We start from the raw sequence: 17,710 nt of genomic DNA on the forward strand, positions 1-17,710 counted from the left end.
CGCTGCCGCTCGCGCTGGCGGAAGCGCTGGCGGACGTGCTGCGCGACGGGGCGACGCTGCTGCTGCTCGGGGCGGCGACGGCTCCGATCACCAGGGTCGCGGCGTAGAGCCGGGACCAGCGGACCACCGAGATCTTGACGACGTCGCCGGTCCGGGGCGCCTCCACCATCTTGCCGTTGCCGATGTACATGGCGACGTGGTGGATGCTCGTCCAGCTGCTGCTGGAGGCGAAGAAGAGCAGGTCGCCGGGGAGCAGCGCGTTCGGTGAGACGGTGCGGGAGCGGGTGGCGTAGTACTGGTCCTTGGCGACCCGCGGCAGGCCCTTGTAGCCGGCCGACCGGTAGGAGGCGAGCACCAGGCCGGAGCAGTCGAACCGGTCCGGGCCCTCGGCGGCCCAGAGGTAGGGGTCGCCGAGCTGGGCGAGGGCGTAGCGGACCGCGGCGAGCGCCTTGGGGTCCGCCGCCAGGCCGTCGATGCTCTGGTTGACGACGTACGAGCTGCCGAGCTGCTGCTCGGCGGCGTCGGCCAGGCGCTCGATCTCGAGCAGCTTGGCGGCGTTCTCCTTGCGCAGCGCGACGAGCGTCGTCTCCTGCTTGCGCAGGTCGGTCTCGGCGCGGGTGAACTCGGCGGCCTTCTCGGTCGCCCGGCGCTGGGCCGAGTCGTGCGCCTCCCGGGCGATCCGCTCGGCGTTCGTGGCCCGGAGGAGTTCGCCGGTCACCGACGTGGTGGCGCCCTCGGCCTTGTCGCCCCGGGTGATGCGCTGGAGGTTGGCGAAGTCACGCAGGCTGGCGCCGAACTCGCCCGGCGGCAGCGCCGCGTCGGCCTTGACCGCGTCGGCGGCGGCGCTCTTCGCGTTCTCCTGGGCCCGGGTGAGCGCGTCCTGGGCCTCCTTGAGCCGGGCGGCGGACTGGGTCAGCTCGGCCTGTGCGGCGTCCCGCTCGCCCTTGATCCGCAGCATTTCCTCGCCCAGCAGCCCGACCTGGGCGTCGAGCTGGTTGATCTGCGCGATCAGCGGGCCGTCGGCGGGGTTGGTGACGCCGGTGGTGCCGCCCGGCAGGCCCGGGACGGTTACTCCGGGCACGCCCGGAACGCTGCCGGGCAGGCCGGGGACGCTGCCGGGCAGTTGCAGGGGGCCGGTGACCTGGGGGCGGGAGCCGGTGCTGGGCACGGTGTCGGGCAGCGGGTCGGCCCAGGCCGGGGTGGCGAGCGCCGCCGCCGCGACCGCACCGAGGAGGGCGGACCAGAGGGCCGGACGCAGGACCGGTGAGATCACCGGCTGCCGGCCTCGTCGCCGCCGGGCCTTGGTGCTGTCGGACATTCCGCTCCCCGTCCGGTCTGGTGCCCGCCACGCGAGGTGGGGCGTGTCAGGACAGGACGGCACTGGTGTGTGTTCCGCCCCACCCTGTCTTACCTCACCGTCGCAGCGATGTCGATGTGCGGAGAGTGACGGCGGGTGAACTGGCTCGACCACGTCGGCGGCTGGTCGGACCCGCGACGTACGCTCGATCGGGAACCCAGGGGGAAGGACGTGGCTTTCGGATGGACGCCGGACTCAAGCGCGAACTCGAAGCGAAGGTGTACGCCGGGGAGCGGCTGACCCGCGAGGACGGCATCGCCCTCTACGACAGCGACGACCTGACCTGGCTGGGCCGGCTGGCCCACCACAGGCGTACGGAGCTCAACGGCGACCGGGTGATGTTCAACGTCAACCGGCACCTGAACCTGACGAACGTCTGCTCGGCGTCGTGCGCGTACTGCTCGTTCCAGCGCAAGCCGGGCGAGAAGGACGCCTACACGATGCGGATCGACGAGGCGGTCCGTAAGGCCAAGGAGATGGAGGACGAGCAGCTCACCGAGCTGCACATCGTCAACGGCCTGCACCCGACGCTGCCCTGGCGCTACTACCCGAAGGTGCTGCGGGAGCTGAAGGCCGCGCTGCCGAACGTCAACCTCAAGGCGTTCACCGCGACCGAGGTGCAGTGGTTCGAGAAGATCAGCGGGCTCACCGCCGACGCGATCCTCGACGAGCTGATGGACGCCGGCCTGGAGTCCCTGACCGGCGGCGGCGCGGAGATCTTCGACTGGGAGATCCGCCAGCACATCGTCGACCACAACTGCCACTGGGAGGACTGGTCGCGCATCCACCGGCTGGCCCACTCCAAGGGCATGAAGACGCCGTCGACCATGCTCTACGGCCACATCGAGGAGCCCCGGCACCGGGTCGACCACGTGCTGCGGCTGCGCGAGCTGCAGGACGAGACCGGTGGCTTCCAGGTCTTCATCCCGCTGCGCTACCAGCACGACTTCGTCGACTCGGCGGACGGCAAGATCCGTAACCGGATCCAGGCCCGCACCACGATGGCCTCGCCGGCCGAGTCGCTGAAGACGTTCGCGGTCTCCCGGCTGCTGTTCGACAACGTGCCGCACGTCAAGTGCTTCTGGGTCATGCACGGCCTGTCGGTGGCTCAGCTCTCGCTGAACTTCGGCGTCGACGACCTGGACGGCTCGGTCGTGGAATACAAGATCACCCACGACGCCGACTCGTACGGCACGCCGAACACCATGCACCGCGACGACCTGCTGCACATGATCTGGGACGCCGGGTTCCGCCCGGTCGAGCGGAACACCCGCTACGAGATCGTGCGTGAGTACGACGGGCCGTCGTCGCTGGCCGAGCGCCGGTCCGAGCCGCAGCAGGTCTGGGCCTGAGCGGGCGATGAGCGGCGAGGAACAGCAGCGCGCCTTCCCCCGGCGTGACGCCGAGGGGCGCATCCTGACCCTCGGTGACCTGCTCGGCGTGAGCCTCGCCGGCCTGGTCATCGGGGTGCTGGCGCTGCTGGTCTTCGAATGGGCGTTCGCCACCATCGGCGACAGCGGCTTCGGGGGCACGAACGGCTGGCTGGCGGTGATCCTGCCGCTCTGGTTGTTCTGGGACGAGTTCCGGGCCTGGGAGTTCGGCGCCGCCCGGGTGGTGGCGGCGCTGGTCGGCATCGCGCTCGGCGTACTCGCCGGTCTGCTGGCCGCCGGGCTGGCCTCGGGGCTGCCCGCGCTGTTCACGGGAGCGTTGGCCGCGGCGGTGTTCACCGTGGTCTACGCGGTCGTCTGGTTTCATGGCGTGCACTGGCTGGCCCGGCGTACGGGCTGAGGCACGAAGAGAGTGGGAATGCGGGAATGAGCGCGGCGCTCAAGTACACGCTGGGCCGGATCGGGCTGTTCGTCGTCGTGCTGGCGGCCCTCTGGTTCGTCGACATGAACATGTTCCTGCGGCTGATGCTGGCGCTGATCTTCTCCGCCACGCTGTCGTTCTTCCTGCTCAAGGGCCTGCGGGACCAGATGGCCGGGGAGATGGCGGAGGCGGCCGAGCGGCGTCGCCTGGAGAAGGACCGGCTGCGCTCCGCGCTGGCCGGTGAGGACCAGGCCGAGGCGGACGGCGAACGCCGCGACAGCTGAGCGGACCGGCGGGGCCCGGCGCGCGACGTCGCGCCGGGCCCTTCGCCGTTCACCAGCCGGTCGAGCGGTTCACCGGATGGTCGAGCCGCTCACCAGTTGGTCGAGCCCGGGACGACCGGCCACGGCCGGTCGACCGGCTTGATCAGGTACGCGATGCCGCCCGAGCCGGAGGCCACTGTGCCGTTGGCGCGGTAGCGCTTGGTGCGCAGCCAGATCTGCTCGAACTGCTCCCGCTTGTAGACGTTGCGCACCGCCTCGTTCGAGGAGGACGCGGGGTCGTTGACGATCACGTCGCCCTCGGCGGTGAAGCCGACGATCACGAACAGGTGCCCGGCGGTGCCGTAGTTGGCCCCGTCCAGTTCGCTGGCGAGGAACGACTGCGAGGTGACCACCGGGATGCCGGCCCTGATGAAGCGTTCCGCCTCGTCCAGCGAGTGCAGCCGGGTGACCCGGCCCTCCAGGCCGGGGAAGCTCGCCGCGTACGCGGTGTTGAACGGCCAGTTGCCCGCGCCGTCGTACTCGTAGTCGTAGGTCATCCGGGCGGCGTGGTCGACAGTCGGGTCGGGGTAGGCGGGGTCGACCCAGGAGGTGTCCTCGGCCGAGGGCTTGCGGCCCCAGTACTCGACCACCATCTCCGTCGAGGTGGGAGAGCACCACGCCTCGCCGCCGCCGTTGTACTCGGGGTACTCGCCGATGTGGACGTTCTGCGAGTAGCGCGGCACGGCCAGCTCGGTGCCCCAGGCGATGCCGCCCCGGCTCGGGGTGACGGTGAACCGGTCGGGCACGTTCGACGCCATCGCGCCGACCATTCGGACCTGCGGCGCGGCGGCCTGGCCGGGCGCGCGGTAGAGCGTCAGCCGCAGCTGGTACGAGCGCAGCAGCACTCCGGCGTCGGCGTCGTCGATCGAGAACGTGTCGGTCCAGATGCTCGACCAGGGGTCGCCCTGGCCGTCCAGCGTGGACCGCTTGATGTCCTGGTCGCCGGAGGCCCAGCGGCCCATGACGAACCACGGGGTCTGCGCCCCGGTGTTGTACGTGCCGTGCAGCTCGACCTGGATCCAGGTGCCGGCCGGGGTGGCGGCGTTCCAGGACGCGACCATCTCGCTGGCGTCGAACCCGATCCGCCGCTCGGGTGAGGTCCAGGTGGCGTACTCCCAGGTGCGGGTCGTGCCGGTGTGCTCGTCGGTGAACTCGGTGGTGCCCACCGGGCGGTCGATGGTCAGCGCGGGGTGACGGCCCGGTACGGCGCGGGTGCCCTGGTGGGAGCCGCTGCGCCAGTCGGGGAAGCGGGAGAACTCCTGGAACGTGATCTGTTCGTCGTGCGTGACGCCCGGCCGCGCGGCTTGTGCCTGGGCCGGTGCGGTGGTGCCGAGGAGGGTGAGCGCGGTGAGGCCGGCGAGGGCGGCCGCGCGCATGGGTCGTCCGAACATGGCAGCTCCACGGGGAGACGGCATCGTTGCCGTTCACTGTCGCGCCTGGCGGGAAGTTTCGCCAGATGTTCAGGCATGGAAAATCATTGCCGAAGTTACGATCAGGTCGGGATGACTAAAGGGAGAGACAGATATTGATATGACCATGTGTCTCCTGGTGGAGTGTGCGGACAACGGGAGCTCTCCCGTACCCCCAGGAGGTTGTCCATGGCCTTCCGCACCTCTCCGTTCCGCCGCCGGCTGGCGCTCGCCGCCGCCGTCGGCCTGACCATCGTCAGCGCGGCCGCCGCGCCCGCCGTCGCCCGGCCCGCGCCGGAGGGCTCCGGCGAGCCGGCCACCGTCGCGTACCGGGTGCTCGGCCCCCGCACCGCCGCGGACCGCACCGCGGTCGCCGGCACCGGCGCCGCCATCGACTACTCCGAACACGGTGTGTTGCACGTCACGGCCACCAAGGCCGAGGCGAACGCGATCACCCGGCTCGGGTTCCGGCTCGAGAAGGACGTCGTGCCGGAGCACGACCACGCCGACGGGGGCATGACCGCCAACGCGTTCCCGCCCGCCGACTCGAACTACCACGACTACGCCGAGCTGACAGCGGTGGTGAACAAGGTGGTCGCCGACCACCCGACCATCGCGCGGAAGCTGAGCATCGGCACGTCCTACCAGGGCCGGGACCTGATGGCCGTGAAGATCTCCGACAACGTCGCCACCGACGAGGCGGAGCCGGAGATCCTGTTCAACGCCCAGCAGCACGCGCGTGAGCACCTGACCGTCGAAATGGCGATCTACCTGCTCAACCTCTTCACCGACAACTACGGCAGCGACTCCCGGATCACAAACATCGTCAACACCCGGGAGATCTGGATCGTCCCCACCGTCAACCCCGACGGCAGCGAGTACGACATCGCCACCGGCTCCTACCGCTCCTGGCGCAAGAACCGGCAGCCCAACAGCGGCTCCACCGCCGTCGGCACCGACCTGAACCGCAACTGGGGCTACCAGTGGGGCTGCTGCGGCGGCTCGTCCAGCTCGAAGTCGTCGGACACCTACCGGGGCCCGTCCGCCTTCTCCGCGCCGGAGACCGCGGCGCTGCGCAACTTCGTCAACAGCCGGGTCGTCGGCGGGGTGCAGCAGATCAAGGCGAACATCGACTTCCACACCTACTCGCAGCTGGTGCTCTGGCCGTACGGGTACACGTACAACAACACCGCCACCGGGATGAACACCGACCAGTACAACACCTTCGCCACCATCGGACGGCAGATGGCGGCGACCAACAACTACACCCCGGAACAGTCGAGCGACCTCTACATCGCCGACGGCACCAGCATCGACTGGATGTGGGGCGCCCACAAGATCTGGGCGTACACCTTCGAGATGTACCCCGGCTCGGCCTCCGGAGGCGGCTTCTACCCGCCGGACGAGGTGATCCCGGCGCAGACCTCACGCAACCGGGAGGCCGTGCTGATCCTGTCCGAGTACGCCGACTGCCCGTACCGGGCGATCGGCAAGCAGAGCCAGTACTGCTGACCTCACCACCGGGTGGGAACCCCGGTTCCACCCCCGCCGGGGTTCCCACCCACCCCCACCGTCCGGACGATCTCCGCTGGTCGTGCGCTACCGTGGCACCGACCGTGCCACAGCGAAGCCGGTGCGAAACCGGCGCTGTCCCGCAACTGTGATGCCCCGTACGCGCGGCGTCGGCCTCCCGCCGGCGCCGACGGACGTGGGACGAGCCAGGTCGCCTGCGGCCCGGTCGCGACACGCGCTCTCGAGGAAGGGCGCCTCGCGGACGGGCCTCTCTTCCTGTCGGCGAAGCACCACACTCCTCGACCGACAGGAGGCTTCATGTCCCGACGTACCCCCCGGCTCTTCGCCACCGCGCTCGCGGCCGGCGTGCTGCTTCTCGGCGGTTGCGCCGAGAAGACCTCGACCGACACCCCCGCCGCCGGCGCCTCCGGCGGCGCGTTCCCGGCCACCGTCGGCAAGCTGACGCTGGAGAAGCGGCCCGAGAAGATCGTCTCGCTCTCGCCGACCTCCACCGAGATGCTCTTCGCCATCGGCGCCGGCAAGCAGGTCACCGCCGTCGACGACCAGTCGAACTACCCGGCCGACGCGCCCCGCACCGACCTGTCCGGCTACCAGCCGAACGCGGAGGCGGTCGCCTCCCGCAACCCCGACCTGGTGGTGATCTCGGACAACCTCAACAAGATCGCCGACCAGCTCGTCGCGCTGAAGATCCCGGTGCTGCAGATCCCCGCCGCGGCCACGCTCGACGACACGTACCGGCAGCTCACCGACCTGGGCACGCTCACCGGCCACCGGTCCGAGGCCGAGGCCGTGGTGCAGAAGATGAAGGACGACATCACCGCGCTGACCAAGGACCTGCCCAAGCGCACCGAGAAGCTGACCTACTTCCACGAACTGGGTCCGGAGCTGTACACCGCGACCAGCAAGACGTTCATCGGCACCATCTACGCGCTCGCCGGGCTGGAGAACATCGCCGACCCGTCCGACGCCGACGGGAAGAACGGCGGCTACCCGCAGCTCTCCCAGGAGGTCATCGTCAAGGCGAACCCCGACTTCGTCTTCCTGTCCGACACCAAGTGCTGCAAGCAGAACGCCGACACGGTGAAGGCGCGCAGCGGGTGGGCCGGCATCAACGCGGTGAAGAACAACCAGATCGTGGAGCTGGACGACGACATCGCCTCGCGCTGGGGGCCGCGCGTGGTCGACCTTCTCAAGGTCATCGTCGACGCCACCGCCAAGGTTCCGGCCTGACAGTGGCCCTACGACAGGCGGACTCCGCCCCGAACCCGGCCGGAACGCCTCGGGCGTCCCGGCCGGGCAGCCGGTCGCTGTCCCGCCCCGGGCGGCGCGGGGCGCCCGGCGCGGGCGGCGCCCCGGTCCGGCCCGCCGGGCTACGCAAGCGCTGGCTGCTCGCCGGAGTCGTGGCCGTGTTCGTCGCGCTGGTGGCCGGCGTCTCACTCGGCCCGGTCAGCCTGCCGCCCGGCAGCGTCGCCGCCGAACTGCTCAACCTGCTACCCGGGGTACGCCTCGACAGCGGGCTCACCGAGCGGGAAATCGCGATCATCACCGAGCTGCGGCTGCCCCGGGTCGTGCTCGGCCTGCTCGTCGGCGCGCTCCTCGCCCTGGCCGGCGGCTGCTACCAGGGCGTCTTCCGCAACCCGCTGGCCGACCCGTACCTGCTCGGCGTGGCGGCCGGCGCCGGCTTCGCGGTCACCACGGCGATCGTGCTCGGCGCCGGGGCCGGCGGGGCGCTGACCGGGCTGCCGATCACCATCCCGCTCGCTGCGTTCGTCGGCTCGCTCGGCGCGGTCGTGCTGACGTACCTGCTCGGCGCGGCCGGCGGACGGGACCGGTCACCGGCCACGCTGATCCTGGCCGGGGTGGCGGTCTCGGCGTTCTTCGGCGCCGGGCAGACGTACCTGCTGCAACAGCACTCCGACAACATCCAGCAGGTCTACTCCTGGCTGCTCGGGCGGCTCGCCACCGCCGGCTGGCACGACGTGTGGCTGGTCCTGCCGTACTTCGTGCTCACCGCCGTGGTGGTGCTGCTGCACCGGCGTGAGCTGGACGTGCTCTCCGTCGGCGACGACGAGGCCACCGGTCTCGGCCTGCACCCGCAGCGCTCCCGCTACCTGCTGATCGCCGCCGCGTCGCTCGGTACCGCCGCAGCGGTCTCCGCGTCCGGGCTGATCGGCTTCGTCGGCATCATCGTGCCGCACACCATGCGGCTGCTCTTCGGCTCCAGCCACCGGATCATCCTGCCGCTGTCCATGCTGTTCGGCGGCGCGTTCCTCGCGCTCACCGACGTGGTCGCCCGTACCGCCGCCGCCCCCGCCGAGATCCCGATCGGCGTGGTCACCGCGCTGCTCGGCGGCCCGTTCTTCGTCCTCGTCCTGCGTACCGCCCGCCGGGTGGCGATGTGAACGCCCCCGCCGTGCGCGTGCACGACCTGCGGGTCGCCCTCGGCGGCAACCCGATCCTGGCCGGCGTCGACCTCACGGTCTCCGCCGGTGAGTGGGTCACCGTGATCGGACCCAACGGCGCCGGCAAGTCGACCCTGTTGCGCGCCGTCGGCGGCCTGCTGACCGGCCCGGGCGAGGTCGCACTCTTCGGTACGCCGATCGGCGCGCTCCGCCGCCGCGAACGGGCCCGGGTGGTGGCCACGGTGGCCCAGTCCCCGGTGGTGCCGGCCGGCATGTCGGTCTTCGACTACACGCTGCTCGGGCGTACCCCGTACATCCCGGCGCTGGGCCGCGAGTCCGCCGCCGACCTGGCCGCCGTGCACGAGGTGCTGGACCGGCTCGACCTCGGCCCGTTCGCGCACCGTGAGCTGGCCACGCTCTCCGGCGGCGAGCGGCAGCGCGTCTTCCTGGCCCGGGCGCTGGCCCAGGGCGCCACCCTGCTGCTGCTGGACGAGCCGACGAGCGCGCTGGACATCGGGCACCAGCAGGAGGTGCTGGAACTGGTCGACCAGCTCCGCCGCGAGCACGGCCTGACCGTGCTGGCCACCATGCACGACCTCTCGATCGCCGGCGAGTACGCCGACCGCCTGGTGCTGCTGGCCGACGGCCGGGTGGCCGCCGCCGGTCCACCGGACGAGGTGCTCACCGAGGCCCTGCTGGCCCGCCACTACCGAGCCCACATCCGGGTGATCCCCGGCGACCACGGCCCCTTGGTGGTCCCCGTCCGCCCAACCTGACCCCACCCGCCCCGCCTTCGCGCGGTCGATCTTGCACTTCCGGCCCCGACAAAAGGTGCGAATGTAACGCCACGAGGGCCGCAACTGCAAGATCGGCGGACGGGGTGGCGGCCTTGCCGCTGAACAGCCCACCCTCAGGGAGCGTCGTCCCGAATCCTGGGCAGGTGTTCCGATTTCCGGGAGGGCAGATAGATCTTGGTACGAACAGGCCCTCCTGGGGGCCAACCCGTACCAAGATCTCGACCGGACCCGCCTCGCGCGCGGCGGAGGGGGTCAGCGGAGGGTGGAGATGGAGAAGAGGGCGCCGGACGGGTCGCGCAGGGCGGCGCTGCGGCCGGCCGGGTTGTCGCGCGGCGGGACCAGGACGGTGCCGCCCAGCTCGGCGGCCCGCGCGGCGGTGACGTCGGCGTCCTCCACCGCGAAGTAGACGGCCCAGTACGCAGGCAGGTCCTCCGGCATCGGCTCGGCCCGGGGCAGCATCCCGGCGACGATCCGGGCGCCGCAGCGCCACCCGGTGTACGGCACCGGCCCGGCGGGACGTTCCTCCGGGTGCCAGCCGAAGACCAGCGCGTAGAACTCCTTGGCGTTCTCCGGATCGGGGGTGACCAGCTCGTTCCAGCACATCGCGCCGGGTGCGTTGAACAGTTCGGCCCCGCGCATCGCCATCGGCTGCCAGACGCTGAACACCGCGCCCGCCGGGTCGGCGAGCACCGCCATCCGGCCCTGCGTGGCGACGTCGAACGGGGAGACCACCACCTGCCCGCCGGCCGCCTCCACCCGGGTCGCGACCAGGTCGGCGTCGTCGGTGGCCACGTACATCGACCAGACCGGCACCTGGTCCGGCGTGGCCGGCGGGCCGGCCCCGGCGACGGCCTTGCCGTTCTTCTGGAAGACGGTGTAGCCGCCCGCTTCCGGCTCGGGGGAGATCTGCCCGGTCCAGCCGAACAGCTCGGGGTAGAACCGTCGCGCGTCCTCCAGCCCCGGCGTGGCCAGGTCGGTCCAGCAGGGCGTGCCGGGCTCGACGCCGTTCACGGTGACCCCTCTCGCCGGGGACGGTCCCGCTGACCCGCCCTGTCGGCATCGTGGCACCGCCGGGTCGGCCACCGGGCCGGAACCGGACAAAAGGTCAGGTGAAGCGGCGTCCCTCGTCCCGCCGGTACGCCCAGCCGGCGGCCGCGGCGAGCACCAGCACCCAGACTCCCAGCATCACCAGCGACAGGGTGCCGGGCCGGAAGTCGGTCACCGCCGCCCAGATCAGTTCCACCGCGCCCCGGGTCGGCAGGTAGGGGGCGATCGCCTTGATGAAGCCGGGCGCGTCGTCCGGCCCGGAGAGCAGGCCGCCGCCGAACGCCAGCGGGAAGAAGATCACCTGCGCCACCACGATCGCCGCCTTGCTCGGCAGCGCGTAGCCGATCGCCAGGCCGAGCAGCGTGAACGGCACCGAGATCACCGCTACCGCGCCGAGCCCGAGCAGGAACTGCAGCGCGCTGACCCGGGCCTCGGTGGCCACCGCGGCGATCACCACCACCGGGATCATCGACACGTACGTCAGCACCAGCCCGGCCAGGATCCGCCCGGTGAGTCGCGGGGCCGGTCCGGTCGGCAGGGTCCGGGTGTACGGGTTCCAGGGCTGGTCGCGGTCCTCGGCGACACCCACGCCGTACTGGAAGATGTTGGCGCTCATCACCGCGAACGTCACCATGGCGGCGGTGGCGTAGGTGGCGCCGGTGGGGTCGTCGCCGGCGAACGGCACCACGAAGAAGAGCATCGCGGCCGCGGGGAAGAAGGCGCTGCCCACCACCGCCACCGGAATCCGGATGATCTCCAGGAGGTGGTAGCGGGCGTGGACGAGGGCGAGCGGCACGACTGTCTCCTAGGCGGGGGTGGGCGCGGGCCGGTCGCCGGCCGTGATGGCGAGGAACGCCTCCTCCAGCGAGGTGGGCCGGACCTCAAGGTCGCGGAACGCCACCCCGTCGGTGACCAGGTCGCGGACGAGCTGGTCGGCGTCGGTGGTGAGCAGGTGCACCCGCCCGTCGGCGCGTTCGGTGGCGACCACCCCGGGCAGCGTCGGCAGGTCGTCGGCGACCAGGCTGACCCGGCGTACGCCGACCATCCCGCGGATCGCCGCCACCGAGTCGTCGGCCAGCACCCGCCCGTGGCCGATCACCACGACGCGCTGCGCGAGCGCCTCCACCTCCTCCAGGTAGTGGCTGCTCAGCAGCACGGCGCCGCCGTCGGCGTGGAAGCCGCGGATCGCGTCCCAGAGCGCGTGCCGCGCCTCCACGTCGAGCCCGGTGGTCGGCTCGTCCAGCACCACCAGCCGGGGACGGCCGACGAACGCCAGCGCCACCGCCAGCCGGCGACGCTGGCCGCCGGAGAGGCCGCCGGTCTGCCGGCGTACCTGGTCGGCGAGGCCGAACCGGTCGAGCAGTTCGCCCCGGGGCACCGGGTCGGGGAAGTGCGCGGAGACGAAGTCGACCACCTCGCCGACCCGCAGCGTGCCGGGCAGGCCGGTCTCCTGCGGCGTGACGCCGAGCTGCCGCCGGCTCGCCGGGTCACGCGGGTCGCCGCCGCACAGCTCGACCCGGCCGCCGCTCGGGCGGCGCAGCCCGACCAGCAGGTTGATCAGGGTGCTCTTGCCGGCGCCGTTCGGGCCGAGCAGGCCGACCAGCTCCCCGGCCCGGACGGTCAGGTCGACCCGGTCCAGGGCCAGCACGTCGCCGTAGCGGCGACTGACCTGTTCGGCGCGGGCCAGGATCATCCGGGGCTCCTCGGGCGGCGGAAGGGTGCTCGTGCACTCCCTGTCTACCGTGCCGGGGCAACCGTCGCCGCCCCCTGTGGAACTGCGCACATCCCCTAGGCTGGTGGCGCCGTCGAGGACGGTGGAAGTTCCGACCGGACACTGGGGAGGGTCCGTGACCAGTCCGAGCAGGAATCTCGAGGTGCAGCCGGAGGCGTTGACGGCGTTCGCCGCCGCCTCCCGGGACCGGGCCGGCCAGTTCCGTGAGCTGCACCGGCTGTTCCGCGACGGCCACGTGGCCCGGCACGCGTTCGGCGTGATGCCCGCGTCGTTCAGTCTCGCCGCCGCGTACGAGCAGCAGTTCGAGGCGTGCCTGGCAGGGCTGGAGGACGGCGCCGAGGTGATGGCGACGATCGCCGAGGGGCTCCGCGACACCGCCGAGGCGTACACCGGCACGGACGTGGCCAACACCGACATGTTCCAGCCGGGCGCCTGAGGGGGGCGGGATGAGCACCGAGGCGCTGCAGCGCAACAAGACCTACTTCGAGCAGATCGTGTCGGGCACGCCCGACCCGTTCAAGCCGCTCTCGAACGCCGTGCTGTGGCCGTTCGAGCAGCTGCTGGAGCTGGTCGCCGGCGAGCCGGACGATCTGATGCGGGCGGCCCAGCTCGCGCTGACCACCGGCGACGCGGTCCGGCGGATCGCCGGCGACCAGGTCGCCGACCGGGCTCGGCTGCGCGGCGCCTGGGACGGCGACGCGGCGGACAAGTTCCACGCCTCGATGGAGTCGATCGAGGAGGCGATGGAGGAACTGGCCAAGGGGCTGGACGGCACCAAGGAGGTGCTGGTCGACGCCGCCAATGCCGCTGTCGACGCGTTCAACCTGCTGGTCGAGCTGATCCTGGAGTTCCTGCTCTGGTTCCTGACCGAGGTCATCATCGCCGCGGTGGCGGCAGTGCTGAGCGCCGGGGTGAGCCTGGCCGCCACAGTGGTGCGGGTGCTGGCCCGGCTCGCCACCACCGTCGGCCGCATGGTCAAGATCGTGGCGCGGTTCGCGGAGATCCTCACGAAGCTCGCCACCAAGCTCCAGAAGGTCGCCGAGCTGCTCATGCGCTACCGCCAGGTGGTGCTGGAGCTCCGCAAGGCCAAGAAGGCGTACGGCGCGTTCAGTAAGGCCGGCTACACCAGGGAGGCGGTGCTGTTCAAGGCCAAACGCGCCGCCATCCTGTTCCCGGGCAAGTTCGCCATCAACCAGGCGTCACCGGTGAACATCCCCGGTATCGGCGGCGCCCTGCTCGACACCGGCATGGGGCTGCACGACATCTCCGACGGGCGCAAGGACCGCAACTACCTGGTGGACGGCACGTACCGCGAGGATCTCGGCCCGTACACAAAGGGCGTGCAGAACGTGTTCGACTCGATCGTGAACTGAGAGGCACCCATGACGTTCCCGGCCCTGGACCGGATCGAGGCGCTGGCCCGCAACCTGGACGGGTGGCAGCGCGAACTCGGCGCGCGGATGGCCGAGCTGGAGCAGAGCAGCGCCCAGGGGGTCAGCGACTCCGGCCTGGTCACCGTGGTGGCCGCCGCCGACGGCAAGATTCTCTCCACCGACATCAACGCGCGGGCCATGCGGTTCGACTCGTACACGCTGGCCGAGGAGATCACCGCCGCGGCGAACCGGGCGCAGGAGGCCGCCGCCGCCCGGGTACGCGAGATCGTCGGCGAGGTGATGGGCAACGCCCCGGCGGCGGAGCGCCGTACCGACGACGGCTACGGCGACGGCCGATACTGAGCCGATGGACGAGACCAGATACCGCGACCCGATCGACCGGCTCGTCGAGCCGGGCGAGCGCGTGCTGGCCCACGCCAAGGCCGACGTCGGCCAGGGCCTCGCTCCGGCGCCGCCGCCCGAACCGGAGTCCACTGCCGAGCCGGGTCGGCGGACGCTCGGCTCGGTGCTGCTGAACGTCCTCCTGCCGCTGGCCACCTGGGACCGCGGCGACCGGCTGGTCGATGCGATCGGCTGGGGGATCGCCGGCCGTGGCGAGCCCGGCTCGGCCGCCTCCCGCCTGCACCGCGCGCTCCGCCCGGCCCGGCCCGACCTCCAGGTCCGGGAGACGCTGCTCGCGGTCACCGACCGGCGGCTGCTGGTCTGCCGTACCGGCGGGGTCAAGCTGCTGGCCGGGCGCGAGGCCGAGGAACGCGCGCTGGCCGAGACGTCGGTGGCGTGGTCGGCCGCGCGTGCGGAGGTCGCCTCGGCCCGGGTCGGGTGGCACCGGCTCAACCCGAAGCGGCTGCGGATCGACTTCACCGACGGTTCCTGGCTGTCGTTCACCGTGCCGATCGCCGAGTCCGGCCGTCCGCTGCGCGAGGTCGCCGCCGCGCTGAGCGCCTGACGGGTCCGCCCGCCCGGGCCGCGGCCGGGCCGCAGCCGCCCGCCCGCGTCAGGCCGTCAGCGGGGCGGGCAGCGGCTCGCGGTGCAGCACGGCCAGGCGGGAGACCGCCCGGGTCAGCACCACGTAGAGGCGGTGCAGCCCACGCGGCTCGGCGGCCACGATCGCGGCCGGCTCGACGACCACCACGTGGTCGTACTCCAGGCCCTTGACCAGCGTCGCCGGGACCACTGTGACGCGCGCCGCGGCCTCGACGTCGTCGGCGGTCGCGGTCTCGACGCCCGCGTCGGCGAGCGCCGCGCGCAGCCGGTCCACCGCGTCGTCCGCGGCGATCACACCGACCGAGCCGTCGTGCGCGAGCGCCGCCCGCACCTCGGCCACCGTCGCGGCCGTCAGGTCCTCGGCGGTACGCACATCCAGCGCGCCGTCGTGGCGAAGCGAGCGGGCCGGGGGTACGTCGACGGCGAGCGCCGGCAGCAGCCGGTTCGCGAACGCCACCACTGCCGCCGGCACCCGGAAGCCCACGCTCAGCGGCACCACAGCGGCGTCCGGCTTGCCCAGGTGGGCCAGGGACTCCCGCCAGTCGGTCGCGGCCCACGGCGCGGTGCCCTGGGCGAGGTCGCCGAGCAGCGTGATCGAGCCGTGCTCGCTGCGCCGGGCGATGGCGCGGCACTGCATCGGGGAGAGGTCCTGCGCCTCGTCCACCACCACGTGCCCGAAGCCGGCGGGCCGTTCCAGCAGCCCGGCCGCGTCGTCGATGAGCACCGCGTCGGCGGCGGTCCACCGGGTCGCCTTCGCGGTGCGCGCGGGCTTGCCGGACCGGAACAGCTCCTGCTCCTCGGGCGTGAGCAGGCCGTCCGCGGCGGCGGCGAGCGCGTCGGCGTCGGTACGCAGCCGGTGCAGCAGCCCGTCCGGGGTGAGCGCCGGCCAGACCGCGTCGAGCAGGTCGGTGACCGGCTTGATCCGGCTCATCCGGCGCAACCAGGCGTCGCTCGGCGACTCCGCCCGGCGCGCCTCGGCCTGCCGTTGCAGCAGTCCCACCACCCGCGCCCGGACCCGTTCCCGGCCGGTGGCGTAGGGCAGCCCTTCCTGGCGCGTCTCGGTGACCAGCCGGTGCAGCGGGTCGAGCCCGATCCGCCACCGGTACGAGCCGTCCGACACCATGATCGGCTCGGTGGGCGTACCGATGTGGGCCTCGACGGCCCGGCGCAGCACCTCGGCCATCCGGACGTCGTGCTTGAGCGCGGCGGCGGCCGGATCGTCGACCGCGCGGACCGGGACCCGCGCGACCAGGTCCTCCACGGTGGCCTGCTCGACCTCGACCTCACCGAGCGCGGGGAGCACCGCCGCGATGTACGACAGGAACGCCCGGTTCGGCCCGACGATCAGCACTCCCGAGCGGCGCAGTCGTTCCCGGTGCAGGTAGAGCAGGTACGCGGCGCGGTGCAGCCCGACCGCCGTCTTCCCGGTGCCGGGCGCGCCCTGCACGCAGATCGAGTCGGCCAGGTCGGCCCGGACCAGTTCGTCCTGCTCCGGCTGAATGGTGGCGACGATGTCGCGCATCGGGCCGACGCGGGGGCGCTCGATCTCGGCGGTGAGGATGCGGCTGGCGGTGCCGAGTTCCTCGCCCCGGTCCAGGTGCTCGTCCTCGAAGCTGGTCAGCACGCCCGCGCTGAACCCGAACCGGCGGCGTACGGCGACGCCCTGCGGGTCACGCGCGCTGGCCCGGTAGAACGACCGGGACACCGGGGCCCGCCAGTCCAGCACCAGCGGCTCGCCCAGCTCGTCGGTGACGTGCCGCCGCCCGACGTGGTAGTCCCGCCCGGCGTGGTCCGGGTCCGTCTCCCCGAAGTCGAGGCGGCCGAAGAACAGCGGCGTGGTCGGGTCGTCGGCCAGCTCCTTGACCCGCCGGGCCATGTGCCGGCCGAGCTGCTCGGCGGTGTACGAGTCACCGGCCACCTTGTCGCCGGTGGCGAAGAGCGCCTCGGCGCGTTCCCGCATCCGTTTCAGCGCGGCTCGGGAGGCGTCGAGGTGGGCACGTTCGGCGGCGAGTTCGGCGTCGAGGTCGGGCGTGGCGTCACGTTCGGGCGTGGTTTCAAGTTCGGTTGCGGGCACTGTGAACTCCGATGGCTCAACTGAGGCTCGCTCGCGTGTCCGGGGCGGTTGGCCTGCTCCCGGCGCGGGGACGTCCGCTGCGGTGCATGCTCACCGCGGCCGTCGGGCGGCCATCCACGCTACGGCCATCCAGCCGCCCGCACCACCGATTTTTCCCACCCGTAGCGATCTTGGTACGCGGCCGCCCCCAGAGGGGCGGTGTCGTACCAAGATCTGGCCGGTGGCGGGCTGCACCTCGCCTCTGTGGGCGCGGGATCATTGGGGCATGACCGAGGCGCGGCCCGAGCAGCGCCGAGTGACGATCAGCGACCCGCAGGTGATGCGGGCGCTGGCTCACCCGGCCCGTATGGCGATCATGGAACATCTCGGCACGCTGGAGGGCGGTGCGACGGCCACCGAGTGCGCCGAGATCGCCGGGCTGTCGCCGAGCGCGACCAGCTACCACCTGCGTGAGCTGGCGAAGTTCGGGCTGATCCGGCAGGCGCCCGGCCGGGGGGACGCGCGGGAGCGGGTGTGGCAGGCGGTGAATCCGTCGTTCCACGTCGAGGTGGGGCCGGATGCCGAACCGGAGGCACGCGCCGCCGAGGCGGCCCTGGTCGAGGCGCACATGGTCCGCGACGCCCAGCGGGTCCGGGACTGGTTGCGCCGCGCGCCGGACGAGTCGCCGGAGTGGTACGCGGCGACCTGGTTCAGCGACAGCGTGCTGCTGGTGACCGCCGAGGAGTTGAGCGAGTTGAACCAGGCGATCCAGGCGCTGATGGAGCCGTACCGGCGGCGGCATCGGGCCGATCCACCCGCCGGGGTCCGTGCGGTGGCGGCTCAGTACCGGGCGATGCCCATCGACTGAGG

General features: G+C 72.2%; 17 protein-coding genes, 1 pseudogene and 1 riboswitch. Of the genes and pseudogenes, 12 read left to right on the forward strand and 6 right to left on the reverse strand.

Annotated features, from left to right (window positions below; all coding sequences use genetic code 11):
• A partial coding sequence (locus BAW75_RS19160; RefSeq protein WP_244206175.1) for a C40 family peptidase occupies positions 1-1,318 on the reverse strand: 1,318 nt, incomplete at its 3' end.
• A 221-nt stretch (positions 1,319-1,539) separates the two neighbouring features.
• Here BAW75_RS19160 and mqnE point away from each other — a divergent pair.
• From mqnE to BAW75_RS19175, 3 genes are read left to right on the forward strand one after another with little or no spacing between them, the layout of a single operon-like run.
• Complete coding sequence (gene mqnE, locus BAW75_RS19165) at positions 1,540-2,709, forward strand: aminofutalosine synthase MqnE (protein ID WP_104114437.1); 1,170 nt, start codon at positions 1,540-1,542, stop codon at positions 2,707-2,709.
• Positions 2,710-2,716: 7 nt separating this feature from the next.
• Complete coding sequence (locus BAW75_RS19170; RefSeq protein ID WP_104114438.1) at positions 2,717-3,145, forward strand: hypothetical protein; 429 nt, start codon at positions 2,717-2,719, stop codon at positions 3,143-3,145.
• A 26-nt stretch (positions 3,146-3,171) separates the two neighbouring features.
• Positions 3,172-3,450 carry a DUF4229 domain-containing protein gene (locus BAW75_RS19175; RefSeq protein WP_104114439.1) on the forward strand — a complete coding sequence of 93 codons (279 nt, stop codon included), beginning with the start codon at positions 3,172-3,174 and terminating at the stop codon, positions 3,448-3,450.
• Positions 3,451-3,539: 89 nt separating this feature from the next.
• Here the strand turns inward: BAW75_RS19175 and BAW75_RS19180 are convergent, their stop codons facing one another.
• Positions 3,540-4,880, reverse strand: a complete 1,341-nt coding sequence (locus tag BAW75_RS19180; protein WP_104114440.1) for a C39 family peptidase — start codon at positions 4,878-4,880, stop codon at positions 3,540-3,542.
• A 207-nt stretch (positions 4,881-5,087) separates the two neighbouring features.
• On the opposite strand from BAW75_RS19180, the pseudogene BAW75_RS19185 reads away from it, so the two are divergent.
• The 4 genes and pseudogenes from BAW75_RS19185 to BAW75_RS19200 form a co-directional block, all read left to right on the forward strand.
• Positions 5,088-6,407, forward strand: a pseudogene (locus BAW75_RS19185) (M14 family metallopeptidase); the annotation flags it as partial.
• A 120-nt stretch (positions 6,408-6,527) separates the two neighbouring features.
• Positions 6,528-6,621: riboswitch (cobalamin riboswitch) on the forward strand.
• 107 nt (positions 6,622-6,728) lie between these two features.
• Entirely contained in the window at positions 6,729-7,661 is a 933-nt protein-coding gene (locus BAW75_RS19190) for an ABC transporter substrate-binding protein (RefSeq protein ID WP_043327365.1), read from the forward strand.
• Positions 7,662-7,738: 77 nt separating this feature from the next.
• Positions 7,739-8,833 (forward strand): FecCD family ABC transporter permease, encoded by a 1,095-nt coding sequence (locus tag BAW75_RS19195; RefSeq protein ID WP_069088714.1) that lies wholly within the window; start codon positions 7,739-7,741, stop codon positions 8,831-8,833.
• Positions 8,830-9,609: an ABC transporter ATP-binding protein gene (locus BAW75_RS19200; RefSeq protein ID WP_043327362.1), complete on the forward strand. Its 780-nt coding sequence runs from the start codon at positions 8,830-8,832 to the stop codon at positions 9,607-9,609. Before BAW75_RS19195 ends, BAW75_RS19200 begins: the two co-directional genes overlap by 4 nt.
• Positions 9,610-9,882: 273 nt before the next feature.
• On the opposite strand, the gene BAW75_RS19205 is transcribed toward BAW75_RS19200, so the two are convergent.
• The 3 genes from BAW75_RS19205 to BAW75_RS19215 all read right to left on the reverse strand — a co-directional run bounded on the left by BAW75_RS19205 (position 9,883) and on the right by BAW75_RS19215 (position 12,370).
• On the reverse strand, positions 9,883-10,641 hold the full coding sequence (locus tag BAW75_RS19205; protein WP_104114441.1) for a VOC family protein: 759 nt from the start codon (positions 10,639-10,641) through the stop codon (positions 9,883-9,885).
• A 94-nt stretch (positions 10,642-10,735) separates the two neighbouring features.
• The gene (locus tag BAW75_RS19210; protein WP_043327358.1) at positions 10,736-11,473 is read right to left on the reverse strand and encodes an ABC transporter permease; all 738 of its coding nucleotides are present in this window, start codon (positions 11,471-11,473) and stop codon (positions 10,736-10,738) included.
• Between the two features lie 9 nt (positions 11,474-11,482).
• The gene (locus BAW75_RS19215; protein ID WP_104114442.1) at positions 11,483-12,370 is read right to left on the reverse strand and encodes an ABC transporter ATP-binding protein; all 888 of its coding nucleotides are present in this window, start codon (positions 12,368-12,370) and stop codon (positions 11,483-11,485) included.
• 154 nt (positions 12,371-12,524) lie between these two features.
• On the opposite strand from BAW75_RS19215, the gene BAW75_RS19220 reads away from it, so the two are divergent.
• The 4 genes from BAW75_RS19220 to BAW75_RS19235 are packed head-to-tail and all read left to right on the forward strand — an operon-like array spanning position 12,525 to position 14,749.
• Positions 12,525-12,845 carry a type VII secretion target gene (locus tag BAW75_RS19220; protein ID WP_043327353.1) on the forward strand — a complete coding sequence of 107 codons (321 nt, stop codon included), beginning with the start codon at positions 12,525-12,527 and terminating at the stop codon, positions 12,843-12,845.
• Between the two features lie 10 nt (positions 12,846-12,855).
• Positions 12,856-13,782 (forward strand): WXG100 family type VII secretion target, encoded by a 927-nt coding sequence (locus BAW75_RS19225; protein WP_043327351.1) that lies wholly within the window; start codon positions 12,856-12,858, stop codon positions 13,780-13,782.
• A gap of 9 nt (positions 13,783-13,791) precedes the next feature.
• The gene (locus tag BAW75_RS19230; RefSeq protein WP_043327350.1) at positions 13,792-14,145 is read left to right on the forward strand and encodes a YbaB/EbfC family nucleoid-associated protein; all 354 of its coding nucleotides are present in this window, start codon (positions 13,792-13,794) and stop codon (positions 14,143-14,145) included.
• Between the two features lie 4 nt (positions 14,146-14,149).
• Positions 14,150-14,749: a hypothetical protein gene (locus BAW75_RS19235; protein ID WP_043327348.1), complete on the forward strand. Its 600-nt coding sequence runs from the start codon at positions 14,150-14,152 to the stop codon at positions 14,747-14,749.
• Positions 14,750-14,797: 48 nt separating this feature from the next.
• On the opposite strand, the gene BAW75_RS19240 is transcribed toward BAW75_RS19235, so the two are convergent.
• Positions 14,798-16,861 carry a HelD family protein gene (locus BAW75_RS19240; protein ID WP_104114443.1) on the reverse strand — a complete coding sequence of 688 codons (2,064 nt, stop codon included), beginning with the start codon at positions 16,859-16,861 and terminating at the stop codon, positions 14,798-14,800.
• A gap of 265 nt (positions 16,862-17,126) precedes the next feature.
• On the opposite strand from BAW75_RS19240, the gene BAW75_RS19245 reads away from it, so the two are divergent.
• A complete protein-coding gene (locus tag BAW75_RS19245) occupies positions 17,127-17,708 on the forward strand; it encodes an ArsR/SmtB family transcription factor (protein WP_043327342.1) in 582 nt (193 codons plus the stop codon).
• Positions 17,709-17,710: the final 2 nt, after the last annotated feature.

The organism is Micromonospora chalcea (genome assembly GCF_002926165.1).
Taxonomy (GTDB): Bacteria; Actinomycetota; Actinomycetes; order Mycobacteriales; family Micromonosporaceae; genus Micromonospora; species Micromonospora chalcea.

What these genes read in the sequence shown, in the direction of transcription:
- mqnE (WP_104114437.1), top strand. Translation starts at nt 1,540, where the DNA reads ATGGACGCCGGACTCAAGCGCGAACTCGAAGCGAAGGTGTACGCCGGG.
- BAW75_RS19170 (WP_104114438.1), top strand. Translation starts at nt 2,717, where the DNA reads ATGAGCGGCGAGGAACAGCAGCGCGCCTTCCCCCGGCGTGACGCCGAG.
- BAW75_RS19175 (WP_104114439.1), top strand. Translation starts at nt 3,172, where the DNA reads ATGAGCGCGGCGCTCAAGTACACGCTGGGCCGGATCGGGCTGTTCGTC.
- BAW75_RS19180 (WP_104114440.1), bottom strand. Translation starts at nt 4,880, where the DNA reads ATGTTCGGACGACCCATGCGCGCGGCCGCCCTCGCCGGCCTCACCGCG.
- BAW75_RS19190 (WP_043327365.1), top strand. Translation starts at nt 6,729, where the DNA reads ATGTCCCGACGTACCCCCCGGCTCTTCGCCACCGCGCTCGCGGCCGGC.
- BAW75_RS19215 (WP_104114442.1), bottom strand. Translation starts at nt 12,370, where the DNA reads ATGATCCTGGCCCGCGCCGAACAGGTCAGTCGCCGCTACGGCGACGTG.
- BAW75_RS19225 (WP_043327351.1), top strand. Translation starts at nt 12,856, where the DNA reads ATGAGCACCGAGGCGCTGCAGCGCAACAAGACCTACTTCGAGCAGATC.
- BAW75_RS19230 (WP_043327350.1), top strand. Translation starts at nt 13,792, where the DNA reads ATGACGTTCCCGGCCCTGGACCGGATCGAGGCGCTGGCCCGCAACCTG.
- BAW75_RS19235 (WP_043327348.1), top strand. Translation starts at nt 14,150, where the DNA reads ATGGACGAGACCAGATACCGCGACCCGATCGACCGGCTCGTCGAGCCG.
- BAW75_RS19245 (WP_043327342.1), top strand. Translation starts at nt 17,127, where the DNA reads ATGACCGAGGCGCGGCCCGAGCAGCGCCGAGTGACGATCAGCGACCCG.